The 22188-nt window shown below is 58.9% G+C and carries 15 protein-coding genes and 2 tRNA genes; 13 read left to right on the forward strand and 4 right to left on the reverse strand.

All coding sequences use genetic code 11. The annotated features are described in order from the left end of the window. Positions 1 to 134: 134 nt before the first annotated feature. From DBR46_RS06970 to DBR46_RS06980, 3 genes are read left to right on the forward strand one after another with little or no spacing between them, the layout of a single operon-like run. On the forward strand, positions 135 to 3215 hold the full coding sequence (locus tag DBR46_RS06970; RefSeq protein WP_256659243.1) for a TonB-dependent receptor: 3081 nt from the start codon (positions 135 to 137) through the stop codon (positions 3213 to 3215). Between the two features lie 58 nt (positions 3216 to 3273). Continuing rightward, positions 3274 to 4110, forward strand: coding sequence for a Slam-dependent surface lipoprotein (locus tag DBR46_RS06975; RefSeq protein WP_177414008.1), 837 nt, complete (start codon positions 3274 to 3276; stop codon positions 4108 to 4110). 28 nt (positions 4111 to 4138) lie between these two features. Continuing rightward, positions 4139 to 5674 (forward strand): surface lipoprotein assembly modifier, encoded by a 1536-nt coding sequence (locus tag DBR46_RS06980; protein ID WP_256659244.1) that lies wholly within the window; start codon positions 4139 to 4141, stop codon positions 5672 to 5674. 46 nt (positions 5675 to 5720) lie between these two features. On the opposite strand, the gene DBR46_RS06985 is transcribed toward DBR46_RS06980, so the two are convergent. Beyond that, positions 5721 to 5807, reverse strand: a tRNA-Leu gene (locus tag DBR46_RS06985). Between the two features lie 154 nt (positions 5808 to 5961). Then, a tRNA-Leu gene (locus DBR46_RS06990) sits at positions 5962 to 6048 on the reverse strand. Positions 6049 to 6272: 224 nt separating this feature from the next. Here DBR46_RS06990 and rnr point away from each other — a divergent pair. The 7 genes from rnr to dnaB all read left to right on the forward strand — a co-directional run bounded on the left by rnr (position 6273) and on the right by dnaB (position 13556). Continuing rightward, a complete protein-coding gene (rnr, locus tag DBR46_RS06995; protein WP_124525558.1) occupies positions 6273 to 8909 on the forward strand; it encodes a ribonuclease R in 2637 nt (878 codons plus the stop codon). Then, the gene (gene rlmB, locus DBR46_RS07000; RefSeq protein ID WP_038851248.1) at positions 8906 to 9661 is read left to right on the forward strand and encodes a 23S rRNA (guanosine(2251)-2'-O)-methyltransferase RlmB; all 756 of its coding nucleotides are present in this window, start codon (positions 8906 to 8908) and stop codon (positions 9659 to 9661) included. The genes rnr and rlmB overlap by 4 nt, the downstream gene beginning before the upstream one ends. Positions 9662 to 9973: 312 nt before the next feature. Then, the gene (gene rpsF / locus DBR46_RS07005; protein ID WP_003217491.1) at positions 9974 to 10396 is read left to right on the forward strand and encodes a 30S ribosomal protein S6; all 423 of its coding nucleotides are present in this window, start codon (positions 9974 to 9976) and stop codon (positions 10394 to 10396) included. Positions 10397 to 10425: 29 nt separating this feature from the next. Beyond that, positions 10426 to 10656, forward strand: coding sequence for a 30S ribosomal protein S18 (gene rpsR / locus DBR46_RS07010; protein WP_003171373.1), 231 nt, complete (start codon positions 10426 to 10428; stop codon positions 10654 to 10656). A 36-nt stretch (positions 10657 to 10692) separates the two neighbouring features. Continuing rightward, positions 10693 to 11586, forward strand: a complete 894-nt coding sequence (locus DBR46_RS07015) for a hypothetical protein (RefSeq protein WP_124525559.1) — start codon at positions 10693 to 10695, stop codon at positions 11584 to 11586. Positions 11587 to 11604: 18 nt separating this feature from the next. Further along, positions 11605 to 12051 (forward strand): 50S ribosomal protein L9, encoded by a 447-nt coding sequence (gene rplI, locus DBR46_RS07020; protein WP_003171376.1) that lies wholly within the window; start codon positions 11605 to 11607, stop codon positions 12049 to 12051. A gap of 110 nt (positions 12052 to 12161) precedes the next feature. After that, positions 12162 to 13556, forward strand: coding sequence for a replicative DNA helicase (dnaB, locus tag DBR46_RS07025; protein ID WP_017734974.1), 1395 nt, complete (start codon positions 12162 to 12164; stop codon positions 13554 to 13556). Between the two features lie 6 nt (positions 13557 to 13562). Here the strand turns inward: dnaB and DBR46_RS07030 are convergent, their stop codons facing one another. Then, complete coding sequence (locus tag DBR46_RS07030; RefSeq protein WP_124525560.1) at positions 13563 to 17531, reverse strand: DUF6543 domain-containing protein; 3969 nt, start codon at positions 17529 to 17531, stop codon at positions 13563 to 13565. A 214-nt stretch (positions 17532 to 17745) separates the two neighbouring features. Here DBR46_RS07030 and DBR46_RS07035 point away from each other — a divergent pair, with 214 nt between their 5' ends. From DBR46_RS07035 to DBR46_RS07045, 3 genes are all read left to right on the forward strand, one after another. Then, the gene (locus tag DBR46_RS07035; RefSeq protein WP_124525561.1) at positions 17746 to 20049 is read left to right on the forward strand and encodes a YgiQ family radical SAM protein; all 2304 of its coding nucleotides are present in this window, start codon (positions 17746 to 17748) and stop codon (positions 20047 to 20049) included. A 213-nt stretch (positions 20050 to 20262) separates the two neighbouring features. Further along, positions 20263 to 21189: a hypothetical protein gene (locus DBR46_RS07040; protein ID WP_017734976.1), complete on the forward strand. Its 927-nt coding sequence runs from the start codon at positions 20263 to 20265 to the stop codon at positions 21187 to 21189. Then, the gene (locus tag DBR46_RS07045) at positions 21189 to 21629 is read left to right on the forward strand and encodes a hypothetical protein (RefSeq protein ID WP_124525562.1); all 441 of its coding nucleotides are present in this window, start codon (positions 21189 to 21191) and stop codon (positions 21627 to 21629) included. Before DBR46_RS07040 ends, DBR46_RS07045 begins: the two co-directional genes overlap by 1 nt. 15 nt (positions 21630 to 21644) lie before the next feature. Here the strand turns inward: DBR46_RS07045 and DBR46_RS07050 are convergent, their stop codons facing one another. Next, the gene (locus DBR46_RS07050; RefSeq protein ID WP_124525563.1) at positions 21645 to 22133 is read right to left on the reverse strand and encodes a type VI secretion system tube protein Hcp; all 489 of its coding nucleotides are present in this window, start codon (positions 22131 to 22133) and stop codon (positions 21645 to 21647) included. Positions 22134 to 22188: the final 55 nt, after the last annotated feature.

A 22188-nucleotide genomic window follows, 5' to 3' on the forward strand; every position in this document is an offset into this window, starting at 1 on the left:
GAAAACCGCCGACCGCATAGGAATTACTTCGTTATGCATACAAAGCCAAGTGAGATTCATTCGTATCTGCGAGTAGTATCACTGCGTCGCCCGAGAGGGCCTATCGCAGTGCATGACCACTACAGGTTCCCGCTATGTCTCCCCTTGGCCCGCCCCCGTCCCTAAGCCGCTTGAAGCCTTTGGCTTGCTCGATTCTGTTGGCGTTTTCCGCGCCGTATGTCTGCGCTGATACGCCGATCAAGATGGGTTCCAACCCCATCGAGTTGCCCGGCGGCGTCGAAGAGAAGGCCGAGCACGAACTGCAGGCCATCGAAGTCAACGGCGAGTTTGAGACCAAGGATGAGCGCGGGCAGAACAACGTGTTCGCCAAGGACGTCTCCAACGTCTACGTCGGCAAGACCGAGCTGGAGCGCTACAAGGGCACCAGCGTGGCGGATGTGTTCCAAGGCCTCAATGGGGTGTACAGCGGCGACTCGCGCAACAGCGGCGCGCTGGACCCGAACATCCGCGGCATCCAGGGCGAAGGGCGCATACCCGTCACCGTCGATGGCACCGAGCAAGCCACGGCGGTGTGGATGGGCTCGGCGGGCGTGGCCAACCGCAATTACATCGACCCGAACATGATCGGCAGTATTTCGGTGGAGAAGGGGCCGTCGCTGAACCCGGATATCAAGAGTGGCGTGGGTGGTTCGGTGGAGATCAAGACCCTCGACCTGGATGACATCCTGCGGCCGGGCGAAACCTTTGCCTTGGAGCTCAAGACTGAGACCGGGACCAATTCAGTGAAACCGGATGAAACCGGGATGAAGACCTTCGGGCGCGACTATAGGGATATTCCGGGTGCCTACGCCGGCTATGACGGGAACTTGATGTTTACCCAGGGTGGCGGGGGGACTGAGTTCAGTCCGAACACCGGCAAACACTCCGGCAACTTTGACTTCAATGACAACTCGTTTCGCCTCGCCACCGGCACGCGCCAAGAGAACTTCGACCTGTTCGGCGCCTACAGCTACCGCAAAAAGGGCAACTATTTCAGTGGCAAGGGGGGCGCCAAGCGCTACCAGACCAGCAGTTGGCTGGATGATGCCAAGGCAGATGCCAAGGCCGCGGGGCTTCCGGGAGACACCAACGTACAGTCTTATGTAGCGAACCTGTTCTTGCCTGGGCACGAAGTCGCCAACACCTCCAGCGAGATGCGTACCACGCTGCTCAAGGGCACGTTCTACCTGTCCGATGAGCAGAGCCTGAAGCTGTCCTATATGCATAACGAGTCGGAATACGGTGAGAGTTCGCCGTACCTGGTCAGTTACTACGTGGGGCTCGCCAAGGCCGGTGAGAACAATATCGGCCTGCAAATGCCCTACAGCGAGCTTAAGCAAGACACCTATAACCTGACTTACAACTGGAACCCGGAAAACCCACTGATCGACCTCAAGACCGGGCTGTGGATGACCCGCAGCAATACGCGGCGCCATCAGAACGGGGATGACGTGTATGCGATTGCTGCGCGCTCTTTTCAGGATCAGGACGTGGCCTGGAATAACTATGTGCAGTGCCAGGCGGGTGTGAACGCCGGTAATTGTGGGGAGACGCCGGAGAAACGGCCGAACACCAATGACCGTTATTCGATTTATGCCAAGGCGCTGCAAGTTTCCCAGCATGATCGTTGGGGGGTGAATGTCAGCAACAAGTTGCAGTTGAGTGATGAGGTTGCGTTGACACTCTCCAGCGACTTCAGTGAGGAAAAATTAGAACAGAAGGATGCTTCGGAAGGGCGGGCGACGACTCAATTTACCTGGGGCAATCGCTACATGGGGCCGCGCAGTGGCGAGCGCCAGCAATATAACTTTGCATTCAGCGCGGACTGGACGCCGACGTCGTGGTTGTTGTTGACGGCGGGGGCTCGGTACAGCGATTACAACTCGTTTGATACGGGGCTTAAGCGGCATCGGGAAAATCAGGATGCGGGTTGGCAGGTCAATTCTGGTTATGACCGAAAGTCGTTTGAATATCAGCGGGTCATGACGGATGCTGAGAATCAGCAGTATGTAGATGCCGCTTACCAGTCTGTCGCCGATGAAATGATTCCCGTAGAAGAACTACCCTTTCTGCTTGCGAAGGACACTGTAAACGGAGTGCGTTATACGACCGAGACGGTAGAGGTTCCGTTTAATGGATTTACTCTGGATCGCTCACAGAATCCTTTTTTGAATGGTGCTATAAATTTACAGGAGACGGTAAATAATCCTCAAGGTGCGTCGGGGGACTATGCTAAATATATTGTGAATCGTGCAAGCTCGGGGGGTGGTATATACGCTGCTGATCCGACCAATAAATGGGCGCTACCAAAGAAACGCAAGGATAGCGCTTGGGCGCCCATGGCAGGGGCGACGATTTTTTTAACCGAACATGCACGGGTCTATGCACGCTACACCGAGTTTATTCGGTTCCCGTCCATCTATGAGGACACGCAAGCGGCATCGGGTTACTCAGGGGCCAATATATCGAACAACAGTATGCGCCCTGAGCATTCGTATAATTGGGAGGTCGGCTACGTGCATGACTTGACCGGTTATTTCAAAAGCCTGCGTCATGCAGATTTTAAGATAAATTATTACGACAATACGATTCGTGATTTTGTTGATCGCGACTACTACTTCAATGTTGTGCAGTACGACAAGAAAATGTATTCGGGTATTGAATTGCAGACCCGTTTCGATAGTGGTAAGTATTTCAACAATTTTTCTGCGAGCTATCGTCTGAAGCAAAAGCTGTGCGACAAGGACTACGCGGCAACGTTGGATCCTTATTACAATTCGGCGATCTCTTCCTGTGTGACAGCCGGCTTTCCCACGACATTCTCTCGCAGCAGCTTGCAGCCGACGTACTCATTGAACATGGACGGCGGTGTGCGGTTGTTCAATGAAAGTCTGGAACTTGGCGCTCGCATGGTTTATCACAGCAGCGCTGTGAATAAGGATGAAGAAGACTGGATTCGAAATGGTGTGATGTACGTGGATGGTTATAACCGTCCGTTTAACTGGCACCCGATCTGGGTATTCGATACCTATGCCAGTTATCACGTCAATAAAAATGTCGACGTGGATTTCGGTGTCAACAACTTAACCAATCGCTATTACCTCGACCCGTTGGCTCGGGTAATGATGCCTGCGCCTGGGCGCACCCTGAAACTTGGGCTGACTGCCCGATTCTGATTTTTTGCTGTTTTTAATCAAAAACAGTGGTTTTTATCATTCTAACTAGGAAGTTGTTATGAAAAAGCTGTTTGCGTTTACTGCTCTTGCTTTGGCCGCTTCGGGTAGCTTTGCTGCCACTGTAACGGGTGGTTCTTCCACGACGTATGTCTCAGTGCTGCCGTCCAATATGCAGGGCGTTGGTGAGGTTGGGATTGCTATGCCGACGGCTGTGGGTGGCACGGCGGATGTCAGCAAGGTTGTCAGTTTCAAAAGCGGTCCTATCGCTCAAACCAACGCTTTGATCCCGACCGCCGGCACCACATCCGCGCACATCGTGATGAACGGCGTGAAGATCTCCGAAACCTGGAAATCGTCCGTCACCTATGGCACCCAAGTGTATTCCTATCGCCAGATCTCCGACCCGCTGCCTAACTTCCCGCAGTTTGGCGGTGAAGTGATCGCCAAGGTGCCGGGTGTCGAGGTGTACTTCGGTGAATGGGCGCCACGTAAAACCGGCGTTCAGCCAGATAAGGGCACGGATCTCAACCTGACGAGCGCCAACCGTACGGTGTTCTACGCCGGTGAAAACGCGACTACCGTCATGCCGGCCTTGGTTAACGCCAAGTACGACGTAGTCGGTATCAAGCGATTCGACCCAAGTGCGCCAAGCGTTTCCTCGGGGACCCTGAACGTCAACTACGGTGGCAGCGCCGGCACCATCGCAGGCTCCATTGCTGGCGGTGCAGGTACTGTGAACTTCAACGGTACCAATATTGCCTCGAACGGCTCCTTCCAGAACGCAGGCAGTATCATCAAAGGCCAGTTCTACGGCACCGGTGCAGAAGCCATGGCCGGTATCTACAACACTGGCAATACCGCCACCAGCGTCGCTTTCGGCGGCAAGAAGCAATAACTAAAACCCCGCGTCAGAAAAGGGAGAGTTGATCTCTCCCTTTTTCATCATCGTCCCTTCGCTGGATCTGACCCACATGCCCCTGTGCCTGCCCCTGCGGCTTGCTTTAACCCTATTCCTGAGTTCATTGGCCTGCACCGCCTGGGCCGATGAAGACGACACCCGGCAACTGCTGAACAAGATCGACCGCACCATGGCCGAGCGCGAGCGCGCCCATCTGGTGGATACCGACCCGGCGAAGGACAACGCCTCGCTGATCACCATCGAGGGCCGTACCTACAACGTGCAGAACACCCTGGAAGACCTCGGCCCTGCGATCTACGTCACGCTGAATCTGCAGCAGTGGTCCAAGGTGCACCAGTTTGTCGAGCGCTACCGGCAGTTGCCCGGTCATGAGCCGGCGTTGGTGTCGATGGCCGAGGGCATGCTAGCCCGCCAGGAGAAGCATTACCGTCAGGCAATTGCCGGCCTGCGCAGGGCGGTGGCGCAAAACCCGTCGTTCGCCCGGGCAAAGCTGGAGCTGGCGCGTGCGCTGTTTGAAGACAATCAATCCCGCGAAGCCAAGGCGTTGTTTGAAGAAGTGGCGCAAAGCACGGTGCCCGAGCAGGTAGTGCCGGTGCTGGAGGGGTATCAAGGCGCATTGCGCGAGCGCGACAGTTGGCACGGTTCGGTATCGATGGGCACTGGCTACAACAGCAATATCAACCAGGCCAACGGCATGACCACGCGCACTCAAGTGTGTGGTTTTTTCGAGTGCTTCGAGACCAATCGCAAGATGCCCTCGCCAATCAAATCCTCCAGCCTGGTGTATGACGCCGTGGCCGAGCGGCGCTTCCAGATCGAGGGCAACCACCACCTACTGGTGCGCGGGCTGAGTTACGGCAATTACTACCATCGGCACAAGGAAGACGAGCCGCAGACCTATTACGACGACAACACCAGCGTGATCTACGTCGGCTACAACTACCTGAGTGCGCTGGATGATGTCTCGGTCTCACCGCTGTTCGAGAGTTACTGGGGTGATCGACATAACAAGTATCAGGCGACGGGTCTGCGCACCGAGTGGAAGCACACGCTGACCGAGCGCCTGCAACTTACCGCCCAGGCGCAACAGAAGCATTTTCGTTTCCAGGGTGAAGAGCGCGATTACTTCGAGAATTACGACGAACGCATGCTGGGCGGTTCCGCGTCCTACCTGCTGGGCAGCCAGACCCTGGTGTACGGCGGCCTGACCTACACGCGCCGCACCCAGCCGCAGGAATCGGCCAGCAACAAGGAGTACATGGCCAGCCTGGGTCTGTATCGGATGTTTGATGTGGGGATCAATCTGAATGCCACCGCGCTGTACCGGCGTACGCGTTATGACGAGGCGGACACGTTTCTCGGCGGGCTGCGCGAAGATCGTCAGCAGATCTATATCGCCAACCTGGCCGTGCCGCGTTTCAAGTTCGCCGGCCTGGTGCCCAGCCTCTACGTGAAGCGCACGGTCAACGCGAGCAGCATCGATTGGGCATACACCTACCGCCAGACCGAAGTGGCACTCAAAGTAGAAAAGAGTTTTTAGGCGGTCAGAAACGAAAAAACCCGCTTTCGCGGGTTTGATCTGAATTTGGTGCCCAGGAGAAGACTCGAACTTCCACGACCTTGCGATCACCAGCACCTGAAGCTGGCGTGTCTACCAATTTCACCACCTGGGCATTATCAAACAACGTTGCCGCTGTTGATGGGGCGAACTATACGGCGGGCTTTTAGATCTGTAAACCCCTGATTTAAAAAAAATAAATCGGGATTTGCTTTAAAAATCAAACACCTGAAACGAAAAAACCCGCTTTCGCGGGTTTGATCTGAATTTGGTGCCCAGGAGAAGACTCGAACTTCCACGACCTTGCGATCACCAGCACCTGAAGCTGGCGTGTCTACCAATTTCACCACCTGGGCAACATCAACAACGTTGCCGTCGTCGATGGCGCGCACTATACGGAGGGCCTGATGAGCTGTAAACCCCTGCCATGAAAAATTCCTGGAATATTTCGCCAATGGTCGTGCAAGGTGCCTGGAAAGGGCGCCAAAGGGCTTTTAAACGCTTGTTGATGCCTGAAATTTCCCGTTTCAATACGCGTATGCCAAACTAACCCGCATATAGACAAGGTGAAAACTCTCTAATGGCCGATTGGCAGTCCCTCGATCCCGAGGCCGCTCGTGAAGCGGAAAAATATGAAAACCCTATTCCTAGCCGTGAACTGATCCTGGCGCATCTCGCCGATCGTGGTTCGCCTGCTAGCCGCGAGCAGTTGGTCGAAGAATTCGGTCTGACCACCGAAGACCAGCTCGAAGCCCTGCGCCGCCGCCTGCGTGCCATGGAGCGCGACGCTCAACTGATCTACACCCGCCGCGGCACTTATGCGCCTGTGGACAAGCTCGACCTGATCCTGGGCCGCATCGCCGGCCACCGTGACGGCTTCGGCTTCCTGATCCCGGACGATGGCAGCGACGACCTGTTCATGAGCCCGGCGCAAATGCGCCTGGTGTTCGATGGCGATCGTGCGCTGGCGCGCGTGTCCGGCCTCGACCGTCGTGGTCGCCGTGAAGGTGTGATCGTCGAAGTGGTGTCCCGTGCCCACGAGTCCATCGTCGGCCGCTACTTCGAAGAAGGCGGCATCGGCTTTGTCGTGCCGGATAACCCGAAGGTGCAGCAGGAAGTGCTGATCACCCCGGGCCGCAATGGCGCCGCCAAGGTCGGTCAGTTCGTCGAGGTGAAGATCACCCACTGGCCAACCGCACGGTTCCAGCCACAGGGCGATATCGTTGAAGTGGTCGGCAACTACATGGCGCCGGGCATGGAAATCGATGTTGCGCTGCGCACCTACGATATTCCTCACGTCTGGCCTGAGGCTGTGCTGAAAGAAGCCGCCAAGCTCAAGCCGGAAGTGGAAGAAAAAGACAAAGAAAAACGCATCGACCTGCGCCATCTGCCGTTCGTCACCATCGATGGCGAAGATGCCCGCGACTTCGACGATGCGGTCTACTGCGAAGCCAAGCCGGGCAAGCTGCGCCTGTTCTCCGGCGGCTGGAAGCTGTTTGTCGCGATTGCCGACGTGTCCAGCTACGTGAAGATCGGTTCGGCCCTGGACAACGAAGCCCAGGTGCGCGGTAACTCGGTGTACTTCCCTGAGCGCGTGATCCCGATGCTGCCTGAGCAGCTGTCCAACGGCCTGTGCTCCCTGAACCCGAAAGTCGACCGTTTGGCCATGGTGTGCGAGATGACCATCTCGAAAACCGGCGAAATGACCGACTACCAGTTCTACGAAGCGGTGATCCACTCCCAGGCGCGCCTGACCTACAACAAGGTCAGCACCATCCTGGAAACGCCGAAGACCAGCGAAGCCAAGGCCCTGCGTACTGAATACGCTGGCGTGGTGCCGCACCTCAAGCAGCTTTACTCGCTGTACAAGGTGTTGCTGGGCGCCCGTCATACCCGTGGCGCGATCGACTTTGAAACCCAGGAAACCCGGATTGTCTTCGGTTCCGAGCGCAAGATCGCCGCAATCACCCCGACCACGCGCAATGATGCGCACAAGCTGATCGAGGAATGCATGCTGGCGGCCAACGTGGCCACTGCCGAGTTCCTGAAGAAGCACGAGATTCCTGCGTTGTACCGTGTGCACGACGGCCCGCCGCCGGAGCGTCTGGAAAAACTGCGCGCGTTCCTCGGCGAGCTCGGCCTGTCCCTGCACAAAGGCAAGGACGGCCCGACGCCGAAGGACTACCAGGCCTTGCTGGCCAGCATCAAGGATCGCCCGGATTACCACGTGATCCAGACCGTGATGCTGCGCTCCCTGAGCCAGGCGGTGTACAGCGCCGATAACCAGGGCCACTTCGGCCTGAATTACGAGGCGTACACCCACTTCACGTCGCCGATCCGTCGCTACCCGGACCTGCTCACGCACCGCGCGATCCGCAGCGTGATCCATTCCAAGCAGAACACCCCGCACGTCAAGCGCGCCGGTGCCATGACCATTCCGAAGGCGCGGATCTATCCGTACGACGAAGCGGCCCTGGAACAGTTGGGCGAGCAGTGCTCCATGAGCGAGCGCCGCGCCGACGAAGCCACCCGTGACGTCGTGAACTGGCTCAAGTGCGAGTTCATGAAGGATCGCGTAGGCGAGACGTTCCCGGGCGTGATCACGGCCGTGACCGGTTTTGGTCTGTTCGTCGAGCTGACTGATATCTACGTCGAAGGCCTGGTACACGTCACGGCCTTGCCGGGCGATTACTACCACTTCGATCCTGTGCATCACCGCCTGGCGGGCGAGCGCACCGGGCGCAGCTTCCGTCTGGGCGATACCGTGGAAGTGCAGGTCATGCGCGTCGACCTCGACGAGCGCAAGATCGACTTCGGTATGTCTGACAAGCCAGCCGAATCGCCGGGTAGCCGCAAAAAAAATCGTGGCAGCACGCCGACTGCACCAGCCAGCAAAGGCAAGGGCGCCCCTGCGAAAGCAGCAGAGCCTGAGCCGGCCGCCAAGGCTGGTCGTCGTTCGTCCACCAAGGAAAAGGCCCCCGAAGCCTACCGCCCAAGCGACGCCGCGGCGAAAAACGCCGAGCTGCGCAAGAGCCGCGAGTTGAAGCAGCAGTTGCTCAACGAAGCCAAAAGCGGTGGTAAAGCGGCGTCTGGGGGAAAGTCCCACGGGGCGGAAAAGCCGTCGAGCAAGCCAAGTAAACATCGTAAAGGCCCGCCGAAAGCGGGTTCGGCCCCTGCCAAAAGCGGCGGGTCGCGCAAACCTAAGGCCAAGTCATGAGTCTGGAAAAAATCTACGGCGTCCACGCCGTAGAAGCACTGCTGCGTCACCACCCGAAGCGCGTCAAACAAGTGTGGTTGGCGGAGGGTCGTAGCGAGCCACGTGTACAAGCGCTGGTTGAGCTGGCCACGCAAAACAAGGTCGCCATCGGCCAGGCTGAACGTCGTGAGATGGACGTGTGGGTTGAAGGCGTCCACCAAGGCGTGGTCGCGGACGTAAGCCCGAGCCAGGTCTGGGGCGAAGCGATGCTCGACGAGTTGCTCGATCGCACCGAAGGCGCACCGTTGCTGCTGGTGCTCGACGGCGTGACCGACCCGCACAACCTCGGCGCCTGTCTGCGTTCGGCAGATGCTGCCGGCGCGCTGGCGGTGATCGTGCCCAAGGACAAGTCGGCCACCCTGACGCCGGTTGTGCGCAAGGTTGCCTGCGGCGCGGCGGAAGTGATTCCGCTGGTGGCCGTGACCAACCTGGCGCGCACCCTGGAGAAACTCCAGCAGCGCGGCTTGTGGGTCGTGGGCACGGCGGGGGAGGCTGAGGTCAGCATTTATGACCAGGACCTCACCGGCCCGACCATCCTGATCATGGGCGCCGAAGGCAAGGGCATGCGTCGCCTGACCCGCGAACATTGCGATTACCTGGTGCACTTGCCGATGGCCGGTAGCGTCAGCAGCTTGAACGTGTCGGTTGCCACCGGTGTGTGCCTGTTCGAGGCGCAGCGCCAACGTGGCGCCAAGGCCAAGCCGAAGAAGTAATCAGATCTGGCGCAAGTCAAAATGTGGGAGCGGGCTTGCTCGCGAATACGGTATGCCAGTCACTGAAATTGTGGCTGATACACCGCTTTCGCGAGCAAGCCCGCTCCCACATTGGTTTTGTGTTTGGTCTGATAGGGCGATTGTTCAAATAATCACCAATCACCTTGCACGCTTCCTCCCCCTTCTCTACAATTGCGCCCCTTGCCTTCCTGGCGGGCACTGATGTGTCCCCCTTCGGCAAGATCCATAAGTGTCATTCACTCCTTGTCTGACCGTTTTTGAGCGGCAGGCTACAACCCGTAAGGAGCATTCATGCGTCATTACGAAATCATCTTTTTGGTCCACCCGGATCAAAGCGAGCAAGTCGGCGGCATGGTTGAGCGTTACACCAAGCTGATCGAAGAAGACGGCGGCAAAATCCACCGTCTGGAAGATTGGGGCCGTCGTCAACTGGCCTACGCAATCAACAATGTTCACAAGGCTCACTACGTGATGCTGAACGTTGAGTGCACTGGCAAGGCTCTGGCCGAGCTGGAAGACAACTTCCGCTACAACGATGCAGTGATCCGTAACCTGGTCATCCGTCGCGAAGAAGCCGTTACCGGCCAATCCGAGATGCTCAAGGCTGAAGAAAACCGCAGTGAGCGCCGTGAGCGTCGCGACCGTCCTGAGCACGAAGGCGCTGAAAGCGCTGATAGTGATGACAGCGACAACAGCGACAACGCTGACGAGTAATCCACGGACCTTATTAAGGAGCCTATCAAATGGCACGTTTCTTCCGTCGTCGTAAATTCTGCCGCTTCACCGCTGAAGAAGTGAAGGAGATCGATTACAAAGATCTCAACACTCTGAAAGCCTACGTATCCGAGACCGGCAAAATCGTTCCAAGCCGTATCACCGGTACCAAAGCTCGTTATCAGCGTCAGCTGGCCACCGCTATCAAGCGCGCCCGCTTCCTGGCCCTGCTGGCCTACACCGACAGCCACGGCCGCTGAGACCGGGCAGTCGATAAGTAGTAAGGGATTGAATGCATGCGCGCCTTAGCTGAGTTCATCATGCGCGGTCGTGTGCAGGCCACTCTGGTAGTGGCTGGATGTGCGGCATTGCCGTTGCTTTATTGGTTGGGTGCTGCCGCGGGTTGCCTTGTGCTGCTGCGGCGCGGTTTGAAGGACGCCCTTGGCGTTCTTGCCCTGGGATTGTTGCCGGCCTTGATCTGGTGGCTGCAATTGGGTGATCCACGGGTACTTCTGGTACTGCTGGGGTCATCGAGCCTTGCGTTGGTTTTACGCGCAAGTGAGTCCTGGGTCCGCACGCTGCTGGTCAGCGTGGCATTGGGGTTGGTGTACTCAGTGATGCTTGGCGCGGCTTTCCGCCCGCAAATCGAAGGGTTGTCGCAAGAGATCGTCAAGATCCTGCCGATGGCCCTCGGGGATCTCTACCAGCAATTGTCGGTAGATGAGCGAGCGCGGTTTGCGTCACTGATTGCTCCGGTCCTGACCGGCCTGATTGCGGCATTGTTGCAGGTCGTCAGCGTGCTGAGCCTGATTGTTGGGCGTTATTGGCAGGCGTTGTTGTACAACCCGGGTGGTTTTGGTCGCGAATTTCGCAGTATCAGAATCCCTGCGGGGCCGGCGATGTTGCTGCTGGCGTGCATGGTTGTCGGGCCGAACTTCGGTCCACAGATGGCCTTGCTGGCGCCGATTTGCAGTGTACCGCTGGTGTTTGCCGGGCTGGCCTTGATTCATGGGCTGGTTGCGCGAAAGCGCCTGGCCAAGTTTTGGCTGGTGGGGTTGTACGTCACGCTGTTGCTGTTCATGCAGCTGATCTATCCGTTACTCGTGGTCTTGGCCATTATCGACGGCCTGATTGATTTTCGCGGTCGTCTGGCGTCGAAAGACGCCGATAACGCGAACGGTGAAGGTTAAAAGTTAGAGGATTTTCACATGCAACTGATCCTTCTGGAAAAAGTCGCCAACCTGGGCAACCTGGGCGACAAAGTGAACGTTAAGGCCGGCTACGGTCGTAACTACCTGCTGCCATACGGCAAAGCTACCGCTGCAACCGCTGCCAACCTGGCTGCGTTTGAAGAGCGTCGTGCTGAGCTGGAAAAAGCAGCAGCAGACAAAAAAGCTTCGGCCGAAACTCGCGCTGCCCAACTGGCTGAGCTGGAAGTGACTATCACTGCCACTGCCGGTGACGAAGGCAAGCTGTTCGGTTCGATCGGCACCCACGACATCGCTGATGCACTGACCGCCTCCGGCGTTGAAGTGCAGAAGAGCGAAGTTCGTCTGCCGAACGGCACCATCCGCAACGTAGGCGAATTCGACGTAGCCGTGCACCTGCACGCTGAAGTTGAAGCCACCGTACGCGTTGTCGTGGTAGCAGCTTAAGCAGCACCTAACTGACTGGCACCTCGCGTGCCAGGCGGTTAACATCGGGCACGATCCTGTTTACAGGTCGTGCCTTTTGTTTTTCTACACACCCCAAATTCCAAGTGGCCATGAACGATATTTCAGCTCCCGAGCAATACGATCTGCAAACCGCTGCCCTGAAGGTGCCGCCGCATTCCATCGAGGCCGAACAGGCCGTGCTCGGTGGCTTGATGCTGGACAACAACGCCTGGGAACGCGTGCTGGATCAAGTCTCGGACGGCGACTTCTATCGACATGACCACCGCCTGATCTTCCGCGCCATCGCCAAGCTGGCCGACCTGAACTCGCCTATCGACGTCGTGACCCTTGCCGAGCAATTGGACAAGGAGGGCCAGACCTCACAAGTGGGCGGCCTCGGCTACCTGGGAGAGCTGGCGAAAAACACCCCGTCGGTCGCCAACATCAAGGCCTATGCGCAGATCGTCCGCGCGCGGGCGACCTTGCGCCAGTTGATCGGCATCGCCACTGAAATCGCCGACAGCGCCTTCAACCCCGAAGGCCGTACCGCCGAAGAAATTCTCGATGAAGCCGAACGGCAGATCTTCCAGATCGCCGAAGCACGGCCGAAAACCGGCGGCCCGGTGGGTGTCAACGAGCTGTTGACCAAGGCCATCGATCGTATCGACACGTTGTTCAACACCGACAACGCCATCACCGGCCTGTCCACCGGCTACACCGACCTCGATGGCATGACCAGCGGCCTGCAGCCGGCCGACCTGATCATCGTCGCCGGCCGTCCGTCGATGGGTAAAACCACCTTCGCCATGAACCTGGTGGAAAACGCCGTACTGCGCAGCGAAAAAGCCGTACTGGTTTACAGCCTCGAGATGCCAGGTGAATCGCTGATCATGCGGATGCTCTCGTCCCTGGGTCGCATCGACCAGACCAAGGTACGTGCCGGCCGCCTGGAAGACGACGATTGGCCGCGCCTGACCTCAGCCGTCAACCTGCTCAACGACCGCAAGCTGTTCATCGATGACACCGCCGGTATCAGTCCTTCGGAGATGCGTGCGCGTACCCGCCGCCTGGTACGTGAACACGGCGATGTTGGCTTGATCATGATCGACTACCTGCAATTGATGCAGATCCCTGGTTCCGGCGGCGACAACCGGACCAACGAGATTTCCGAGATTTCCCGCTCGTTGAAAGCCCTGGCCAAAGAGTTCAACTGCCCCGTGGTGGCGCTGTCCCAGCTCAACCGTTCCCTGGAGCAGCGGCCGAACAAACGCCCGATCAACTCCGACCTGCGGGAATCCGGAGCGATCGAGCAGGATGCTGACGTGATCATGTTCGTGTACCGCGACGAGGTGTATCACCCCGAGACCGAGCATAAAGGCATTGCCGAGATCATCATCGGCAAGCAGCGTAACGGCCCGATCGGTACGGCGCGCCTGGCATTTATCGGCAAATACACTCGTTTCGAAAACCTCGCGCCGGGCAGTTACAACTTCGATGATGAGTAACCACGCCTAGGGCCTGGGAAACAGGTTCCGGATGCTGGTTTCGTCGTATTGATAGTTCCAGCGCAATTCGGTGCCGGCCGCAATATCCTCGCCCGCAAACAGGCCGGTGAGGATCAGCTGCTCCTGGGGGTTGTCACCTGTCTGGGTTTTAACCCGAAACTGCGCGGCTTCAACGTTGTAGCCCATGCTGGCCTGTCGGGACGGGAAACCCGCAGCGTCGTATTCGAAAATAGTGTTGATCCGTGACAGGACATTGTCCCCGGAGAGCACCAGTTGGGTGTTCACGGCGTACGGCGTGGTCTGCCTGACCTCCTTGACGGCCATCAGGTAGGGGTCTTTTCGGGCTCTGGCAATGAACAGGGGTAACAACTCCCCGCCATAGACGCCGAGTGCTTCACCTGTCGCGATGGGGCGTCGGGTGATGACGGTGGCTTGGCCGATCAGTGCTGCCTCTTGGGCACACTTCTGATGGGCGGCTGTGAAAGGCACGACCTCCAGCTTGTCTTCGTACTGCATCGCGACGTTTTCATAGCCCTCCCACTGGATGAACGGTCGAAGCCGGTTGCTCGCATGCACCTTGTCAGACGTGAGTGATTTCCCTTGTGCCTGCAGAAGGCGGATACGCATGGGGCGCCCCTCTTCGTCGCGTAATGGGTATCGACCATTGTTGGCGCGGTCATAAACGCCCCGGTAGTTCTGGCTGTGTTGGTAGCTGCGCAGAGTGCGCATATGGGTCAGTTCCTGGGGCGTGTATTGCACGCTCACCTGGCCCTCTTCGGCTGACGCGTATGGACTGGAGGAGTGTGCCGACTCAAATACGTCACTGGACTCCATGCTGTCATGTGAGGGCGCAGGAGAGCCTGCGCCGCCGAGCAGCTTGCCTTTGGTGGGATCAATCTCCCAGCCGCCCCCGGCTTTTTTGCGCAGGTAGGGTTGATAGAACCTGAACGGGCTGCGGGCATCAATCAGTCGGTAGCCCAGGGGATCAAGTTCGACTCGATAGTATTTCCCGTTGTCTTCTATGTAATGACGATAAGTGCCGTCCGTGAACAACGGCCCCTGATGGGTAGTGTCCGCCTGCACTGTCAGTCCGGCGGGAGGAGACGCTTCGGCGAACAATGGGTCGAGCGGCTGCCCTGTCGCGTTGGACGCCTGTGGCAAGCGCGGCAGGGCCCTGCAAGCCACTGGGTTCTCGGCAAGTGCACGTTGGCCGGTGCTGTGCAGAGCTTGCTCAAGGGAGGTTGTGCCCGATTGGCTGAGCAACGTACTGCGCTCGGCAGCGGAGAGTGCTTGCTCGATTGCATCAGTCAGCGGGAGGGGATAGCTCGGTTGTGCGTCTTCGGGGGCGTGGACGCTGTACAGTTCGCCCGCACGGATCAAACGATGGCGCACACTGGCATCGGCCCTGCCAATGCATCCAAGCAGCGCACCTTCGGGGCTGCCATCGTACAGTTCGAACCTGTGGGCGGTAGGCCAGCCGGGAATTTGTTCCAGGGTGTACAGCACCATGGGCACCGTTTCATGGCTGCGTAACGAGTCGAGAAAAATACTGCTGTTGAGTCGCGTGGCCGCTGCGGCGCAACGGCCTTCGTTCGCCTCCATGAGCTGCATGGCGGGTAAGCCTTCGCCCTTTTGCAGACGCTGGTGCTCGGCCTGTGAAAGCGTGGGCTCCATTGCTTCAAGCTGGTTCTTGGACAATTGCGGTATGAGTGCGCGAATGCTTTTCTCCACCGGTGTGACGGCGGTGTCACTCGCTGCTTTGAGTTGGGAAAATAACCACTGTTTTTTTCGTGGGAGGTGCTCGGTCAACGCCACGGCCAGGTTTTCGGTTTTGGTGAAGTAGTCGATGGGGGGCGTGGGCAGCAGCGCGTTGAACTCGGTTTGCGGCATCTGTTCTTGCACCACATGCAACAACTCGCCCCGCCTGAATCGGGCCTCACTGACATTGATTTCAATAGAACCACTGCCGAAGCGCATCAAGACATTCTGCTGCGCATCAACGACGTTGAGCGCATACGAAGAGGGCCACTCGGGCAGTGAACCGAGCAGGTGAAACTGTATGAGTGGCGAGTGCGCGGTAACAGCGACACCTTCGGCACGGTCAATGGTGAAGTCGCTGATTTCCTGGTCCAGGTTGAAGTGCTTGACCGTGTCGCGCAGCAGGGCCGGTGGGCGGACCATCTCTTGGTGGGCCTGGCGCAGTGTTGTGCTGTCTACTCCACTGAGCAGCAAGATGGATGTGACGCTGGGCTGGGTGATATTGGCGGCATCGGGCCCCAGGCGTTTGATCAGTTTGAGTTCGTCCCAGGCTTCGGGAGTCTCATGCATGTGGCGCCAGCCGCCGGCTTCGTTGCTGAGCAGTGGCGGGGTGTACGCCTTCGGATCGGTGGGGTGCGCCAGTTCCCATTGCTTGCCATCGGGTGCCCGTTGAACCGCATGGGGCTGGTCATCCAGTTTCAGGTAGTGCTGGCCCTTGTGCTGGTACAAGCCCTGTTTGTCTGTAATCAGATGGCTGGCAAGCGCACTCGGTTGGCGGTAGGGCTCCAGGTCTGGGTGCCACAAGCGCCATCCCTGATTGCGTACCTGTACTTTCAGCAGGCCCGCGGTGAAGCGCCCGGCTTTGATTACACCGGCGGTGGCGACGGCCATGGCGACATTGTCGATCACGTCCAACAGGTCGTTGAGTGCTGCCTGGCTATCGCCCCGACTCCAGGCGGCAAACCCGTTGTAGACGGTGCCGATCAATTGAGCGCCGGTGACAACCAGCAGCACCTCACCCACGATCGGTACGAATGAAGCGGCGAAAAACAGCAGGGATTTGCCGAGGTCGATGTAGAACTGCAAGCGTTTTTGCCGGCTGATGATGTCGGCTTGCGCAGTGGGCACCGCCACTGCGCAAGCGTCGCTTTCGATCTGCGCGAAACGCTTCAAGGCGATGGCTTGGAACAGGTTGCCGGTGATGCCGGTCAGTGTCAGCGCTTTCTCCAGGCTGGCAGGCCTGATTTTTCCAGGTGAGCCGACAGGTAACCAATCAACCCAGCTGGGCTTCACGGCCAGCAATGACTCGCGCAGGTGTACGGGGGCCAGGCCTTTGAAAAAAGCGAGGTACTGCGGTTGCATCAGGCGCGTGGCGAGTCGGGTTTCCAGCTCCTGCATCGTCTGGTGTAGGCGGATGGGGGCTGTCGGATCTTCGGGGGTGTAGAGGATTGGCTGGGTCTCGGCCCGGAGGTCGTAGATAACCAGAATGCTGGGCAGCACCACCCCGTCGATTGTCAGGTGGCTGCTGGTAAGCGCGACGTGATGGCCGCGTTCTGCCAGGCTGGCCAGGTCCTCGTAAAGGGTCTGCGGTATGTCGCCCTTGAGATAGGCCAAGTGGGCGGCCACGGCGAGTCGGTGTTGTTCGTGCTCGTGGAAGTATCCGCGCACCACCACGCTGGATTTGATGACCGCGCGAATATGGTTGAGGTATTTGCCACCCAGGTCCAGCCGACGACAGAAGCCGGCGAAGAGGGTGGGTGATTGCAATGTATCCAGGCGGCCGGAGGCGCTGGTGTTGAAAATCCCCGAACCTGCCTCCATGCCCTCGTCTTCAGCCTCCGACGCCTCGAAGTTCTGTAGCGCCGCTTCAAAAAGCGATTGCTCGGTGGTGCGTGCGTGGGTATGCAGCAGTCCTAGCAGGTGGCTGTTTTTCCACTCGCGAACCAGGATCGACGTCTTCGCATCCAGCAGAGTGAGGTACTCACTCTTCATGGCCTGCTCAAGCAGGGGGAGCGCGAACGCCTCCGGGCTCTGGATGCGATCGAAGACCGCTTGAAGCTGATGCCTGGATTGATTGCTTTTGAGCAAACTGTTGCGCAAGGCAGTGCGTATGTCCGCCGGCGCCCGGGCCAGCCATGTGGGGAGCTGGGTTTTGATGAAGTCTGCGTGGTCATCGGGGCCCGGGGCGGGCGGGGATAGAGCGGTGTGACTGTTCATCGGCATTTCCAACAGAATAGGGGGCGTTGCGAAAGCCTATTCATGGCGCCGTAGGGCAAGGGCCTAGCGGATTAGGCCCCGCACACCCGCAAATTAGGTTTGTTGCCGGATTAAACAGGGGGCGAGGTAAAAGCCGACCATTGTCGTCGGAATTGGTCAAAATTTGTGCTATATTCCGCGCCCGCGATTTTTCATCTCAACACCGGTCACCGTCATGCAAACAGCCAAGCCGTTATTTGACTATCCCAAGTACTGGGCCGAATGTTTCGGTCCTGCGCCATTCCTGCCCATGAGCAGGGAGGAGATGGATCAGCTTGGCTGGGATTCCTGCGACATCATCATCGTCACCGGTGATGCCTACGTTGACCATCCGTCGTTCGGCATGGCGATCATCGGCCGGCTGCTGGAGTCCCAGGGCTTCCGCGTCGGGATCATTGCGCAGCCGAACTGGCAGTCCAAAGACGACTTCATGAAGCTCGGCGAGCCGAACCTGTTCTTCGGCGTCGCGGCCGGCAACATGGACTCCATGATCAACCGCTACACCGCCGACAAGAAGATCCGTTCCGACGACGCCTACACCCCAGGCGGCATGGCCGGCAAACGCCCGGACCGCGCGAGCCTGGTGTACAGCCAGCGTTGCAAGGAAGCGTACAAGAACGTGCCGATCGTACTGGGCGGCATCGAAGCCTCCCTGCGCCGCATCGCCCACTACGACTACTGGCAGGACCGCGTGCGCAACTCGATCCTGATCGACGCCGCCGCCGATATCCTGCTGTACGGCAACGCCGAGCGTGCGATTGTCGAGGTTGCCCAGCGCCTGTCGTGGGGCCACAAGATCGAAGACATCACCGACGTGCGCGGCACCGCGTTCATTCGCCGTGACACGCCTGAAGGCTGGTACGAAGTGGACTCCACCCGTATCGACCGTCCGGGCAAGGTCGACAAGATCATCAACCCGTACGTCAACACCCAGGACACCCAGGCCTGCGCCATCGAGCAAGAGAAAGGCCCGGTGGATGACCCTGAGGAAGCCAAGGTCGTACAGATCCTGGCCAGCCCGCGCATGACCCGCGACAAGACCGTGATCCGCCTGCCATCGGTGGAAAAAGTCCGCGGCGACGCCGTGCTCTACGCCCACGCCAACCGCGTATTGCACCTGGAAACCAACCCAGGCAACGCCCGTGCCCTGGTGCAGAAGCACGGTGAAGTGGACGTGTGGTTCAACCCGCCACCGATCCCGATGACCACCGAAGAAATGGACTACGTGTTCGGCATGCCTTACGCACGTATCCCGCACCCGGTGTACGGCAAGGAAAAGATCCCGGCCTACGACATGATCCGCTTCTCGGTGAACATCATGCGTGGCTGCTTTGGCGGCTGCACCTTCTGCTCCATCACCGAGCACGAAGGTCGCATCATCCAGAACCGTTCCGAAGAGTCGATCATTCGCGAGATCGAAGAGATCCGCGACAAAGTGCCAGGCTTTACCGGCGTGATCTCCGACCTCGGCGGCCCGACTGCGAACATGTACCGCATTGCCTGCAAAAGCCCGGAAATCGAGTCCGCGTGCCGCAAACCGTCATGCGTGTTCCCAGGCATCTGCCCGAACCTGAACACCGACCACTCGTCTTTGATCCAGCTGTACCGCAGCGCCCGTGCATTGCCGGGTGTGAAGAAGATTCTGATCGCCTCCGGCCTGCGCTACGACCTGGCGGTCGAGTCGCCGGAGTACGTCAAAGAGCTGGTTACCCACCACGTCGGTGGCTACCTCAAGATCGCCCCGGAACACACCGAGGAAGGTCCGCTCAACCAGATGATGAAGCCGGGCATTGGCAGCTATGACAAGTTCAAGCGCATGTTCGAGAAGTACACCAAGGAAGCGGGCAAGGAGCAGTACCTGATTCCTTACTTCATCGCCGCCCACCCGGGCACCACCGATGAAGACATGATGAACCTGGCCCTGTGGCTCAAGGGCAACGGCTTCCGCGCCGACCAGGTGCAGGCGTTCTACCCGTCGCCGATGGCCACCGCCACCGCGATGTACCACTCGGGCAAGAACCCGCTGCGCAAGGTCACGTACAAGAGCGACGCGGTGACCATCGTCAAGAGCGAAGACCAGCGCCGTCTGCACAAGGCGTTCCTGCGCTACCACGACCCGAAAGGCTGGCCGATCCTGCGTGAAGCGCTGACTCGCATGGGCCGCGCCGACCTGATCGGGCCGGGCAAGGACCAACTGATCCCGCTGCACCAGCCGTCCACCGACAGCTACCAGAGTGCCCGTCGCAAGAACTCGACGCCGGCTGGCAGCCACAAGGTCGCCAAGGAAACCACGACCAAGATCCTCACCCAGCACACCGGTTTGCCACCGCGCGGCAGCGACGGCAGCAACCCGTGGGACAAGCGTGAGCAAGCCAAGGCCGCGGCCCAGGCGCGCAACAAGCAGGCGGCCAAGGAACGCAGCGATGCGGCCAAGGGCAAGGGCGGCAAGCCTGCGCGCAAGCCGGTAGTACCGCGTTGATCGACGCCTGAACATGCCAAACGCCAGCCTCGTGCTGGCGTTTTGCTTTCTATTCGGTGGCGCGCCTGTTTGTTAAGGTGGCGCCCATTCGATCGCCATCGCAGGCAAGCCAGCTCCCACAATTGATCGGGTTCACACGCTCAACCTGTGGGAGCGGGCTTGCCCGCGATGGCGTCAGTTCAGCCAACATCAATTTCAAGGAAGAACACCCCCATGGGCAACCCCCTGGCCAACATCGGCATGGACTCCAACCGCTCCCAGTTCATGGCCCGCCAGCGCATCGAAAGCGAAATCAACGTGCCCCGCCTGTTCGCCGCCATCGACGCCGACCCTGCCATTGTCGGCGCCGGCGTGGTCTACATTGACGCCGACTTCAACATCGTCACCCTGCGCGAATTCAAGCCCATCTGCAGCATCCTGCCCAAGCGCATCATTATCCGCGAGGCACAGAAGTACATCGCCCCGGCCCAGTTCGCCGACCAGGTGCTGAACAACCCGCGCGAATCGCGGCTGATGAGCGAGGCCTTCAACACCACCCTGGCCTGCACCGGCGCAGTGATCGGCTGGCTGGTGGTGTTGAGTGGCACCATCGCTATTCCGTTCACCGCTGGCGCCAGTACCGTGGTGACGGCTATCGGCTATACCGCGGCGTCTGCCAGTACCGTGTCCTGCCTGGTGGGCGGCTTTCGCACGCGCAACGAAATCAGCAACCCGGCGATGAACGACTACCTGGACAGCGAGGAGTGGTACCAAACCGCGACCAAGGTGCTCGATGGCGCCGCGCTGGTGGGCGTAGGTGCTTCGGCACTGACCACCGTCAAGCTGGTCAATGTCACCCGTGCCGCCACCGGCAAAAGCCTGCGCCAGGTGCTCAAGGGCCTGAACGGGCATGAGCGCGAAAAACTCACCAAAGAGCTGCTCAAAGTGGCCGACCCGCAAATGTCGACCAAGATGCGCAAACTGCTGCAAATGAGCGGCGAGCTACCCAAGCGCTTCACCCCGACGCAACTCAAACACGCCACCTATGTGCAATTGGGTGATGCGATAGGGGCGGGCGCGAGTGTGTGGGGGCTGAAGCGCTCGGACAACTACAAACAGGCCAAGACCTTCGCGATCGGCCTGTACGAGGAGGGCGAATAATGACTGGCGTGCCGTCCCTGAAGCCGTTTTTGCTGGCGCATTTTCCTGCGTTCATCGGCGTGATTCTCGCCGGCTGCCTGGGCGGCTCCGCTGCGATTTCCCTGGCGGCCAGTACGTATTTTGCCGACGTGCCCGTCGCCACCAATGCCACCGTGTCCTGGTTCGTCGTGCTCTTCGCCGCGCTGTTCGTGACCAACAGCAACTTCCTGGTGGTGCGCGGGCACGCGTGGGCGGTGTGGGGCATGGTTGGGTTTTTCGTGGTGTGCCTGCTGGTCACCCTGCCGACGCTGGCGTACGAGCCGCACTGGTTTATCTACAGCGAATGTCTGTTTTGGCCACTGCTGGGGTTGTTGCTGATTAACAGCAAGGGCTATCGGGTGATGGTCGGCAAACTGGTGGGCGTGCGCCGACTGCGAGAGGCAGCCAAGGCCGGGTTGTAGCCTTGGCTCGCGTGGTCAGATTTTCACGTTCTGACGAATGTTCCAGCCGTATTTCACGGCGCCGCCGTCCTTGCCGCCGTCCGCCTTCTGCGGTTGGTAGCTGACTTCGACGGTGGCGAAATTCAAGCCGATGACTTCTGTCAGTTCGTCGCTGTTTTTCACCGCGTCGGATTGGTAGGACGTCACCATCACCTCCTTCAGGGTGATCACCAGATATTCCACGGCACTGCTGCCCCCGGCCTTGCGCACCACCAGCCGCGCTTCCGGGTAATGCTTGCCGCTGGAGCAGGCCATCATCAGATTGGGTGAGGACTTATCCATTACCTTTGAGATAGAAAGGTTATCGATATTGACCTTGCCCGCACCACCGCCGCTGCCGCTATGCATCGAGCCTGTCTGCGACATGCCCCAGCCCCAGCGGCTGATCTCGATTTCATCGCGATGGGCCTGATCCCTGGATTCGCCCTTGATGTCGCCCAACTTCAAAAACATATCAGTTGCCATTGTCGTTCTCTGTACTGGTGTCCGCCGGTAGTGGCGCGGGGCGTACTTTTTCCTA

Origin of the sequence: Pseudomonas sp. KBW05, from assembly GCF_003852405.1 — a bacterium.
In the GTDB taxonomy this organism is placed as follows: Bacteria; Pseudomonadota; Gammaproteobacteria; order Pseudomonadales; family Pseudomonadaceae; genus Aquipseudomonas.

Coding starts and splice junctions, on each gene's coding strand:
- DBR46_RS06970 (WP_256659243.1), top strand. CDS start 135: ATGTCTCCCCTTGGCCCGCCCCCGTCCCTAAGCCGCTTGAAGCCTTTG.
- DBR46_RS06975 (WP_177414008.1), top strand. CDS start 3,274: ATGAAAAAGCTGTTTGCGTTTACTGCTCTTGCTTTGGCCGCTTCGGGT.
- rnr (WP_124525558.1), top strand. CDS start 6,273: ATGGCCGATTGGCAGTCCCTCGATCCCGAGGCCGCTCGTGAAGCGGAA.
- rlmB (WP_038851248.1), top strand. CDS start 8,906: ATGAGTCTGGAAAAAATCTACGGCGTCCACGCCGTAGAAGCACTGCTG.
- rpsF (WP_003217491.1), top strand. CDS start 9,974: ATGCGTCATTACGAAATCATCTTTTTGGTCCACCCGGATCAAAGCGAG.
- rpsR (WP_003171373.1), top strand. CDS start 10,426: ATGGCACGTTTCTTCCGTCGTCGTAAATTCTGCCGCTTCACCGCTGAA.
- DBR46_RS07015 (WP_124525559.1), top strand. CDS start 10,693: ATGCGCGCCTTAGCTGAGTTCATCATGCGCGGTCGTGTGCAGGCCACT.
- rplI (WP_003171376.1), top strand. CDS start 11,605: ATGCAACTGATCCTTCTGGAAAAAGTCGCCAACCTGGGCAACCTGGGC.
- dnaB (WP_017734974.1), top strand. CDS start 12,162: ATGAACGATATTTCAGCTCCCGAGCAATACGATCTGCAAACCGCTGCC.
- DBR46_RS07030 (WP_124525560.1), bottom strand. CDS start 17,531: ATGAACAGTCACACCGCTCTATCCCCGCCCGCCCCGGGCCCCGATGAC.
- DBR46_RS07035 (WP_124525561.1), top strand. CDS start 17,746: ATGCAAACAGCCAAGCCGTTATTTGACTATCCCAAGTACTGGGCCGAA.
- DBR46_RS07040 (WP_017734976.1), top strand. CDS start 20,263: ATGGGCAACCCCCTGGCCAACATCGGCATGGACTCCAACCGCTCCCAG.
- DBR46_RS07045 (WP_124525562.1), top strand. CDS start 21,189: ATGACTGGCGTGCCGTCCCTGAAGCCGTTTTTGCTGGCGCATTTTCCT.
- DBR46_RS07050 (WP_124525563.1), bottom strand. CDS start 22,133: ATGGCAACTGATATGTTTTTGAAGTTGGGCGACATCAAGGGCGAATCC.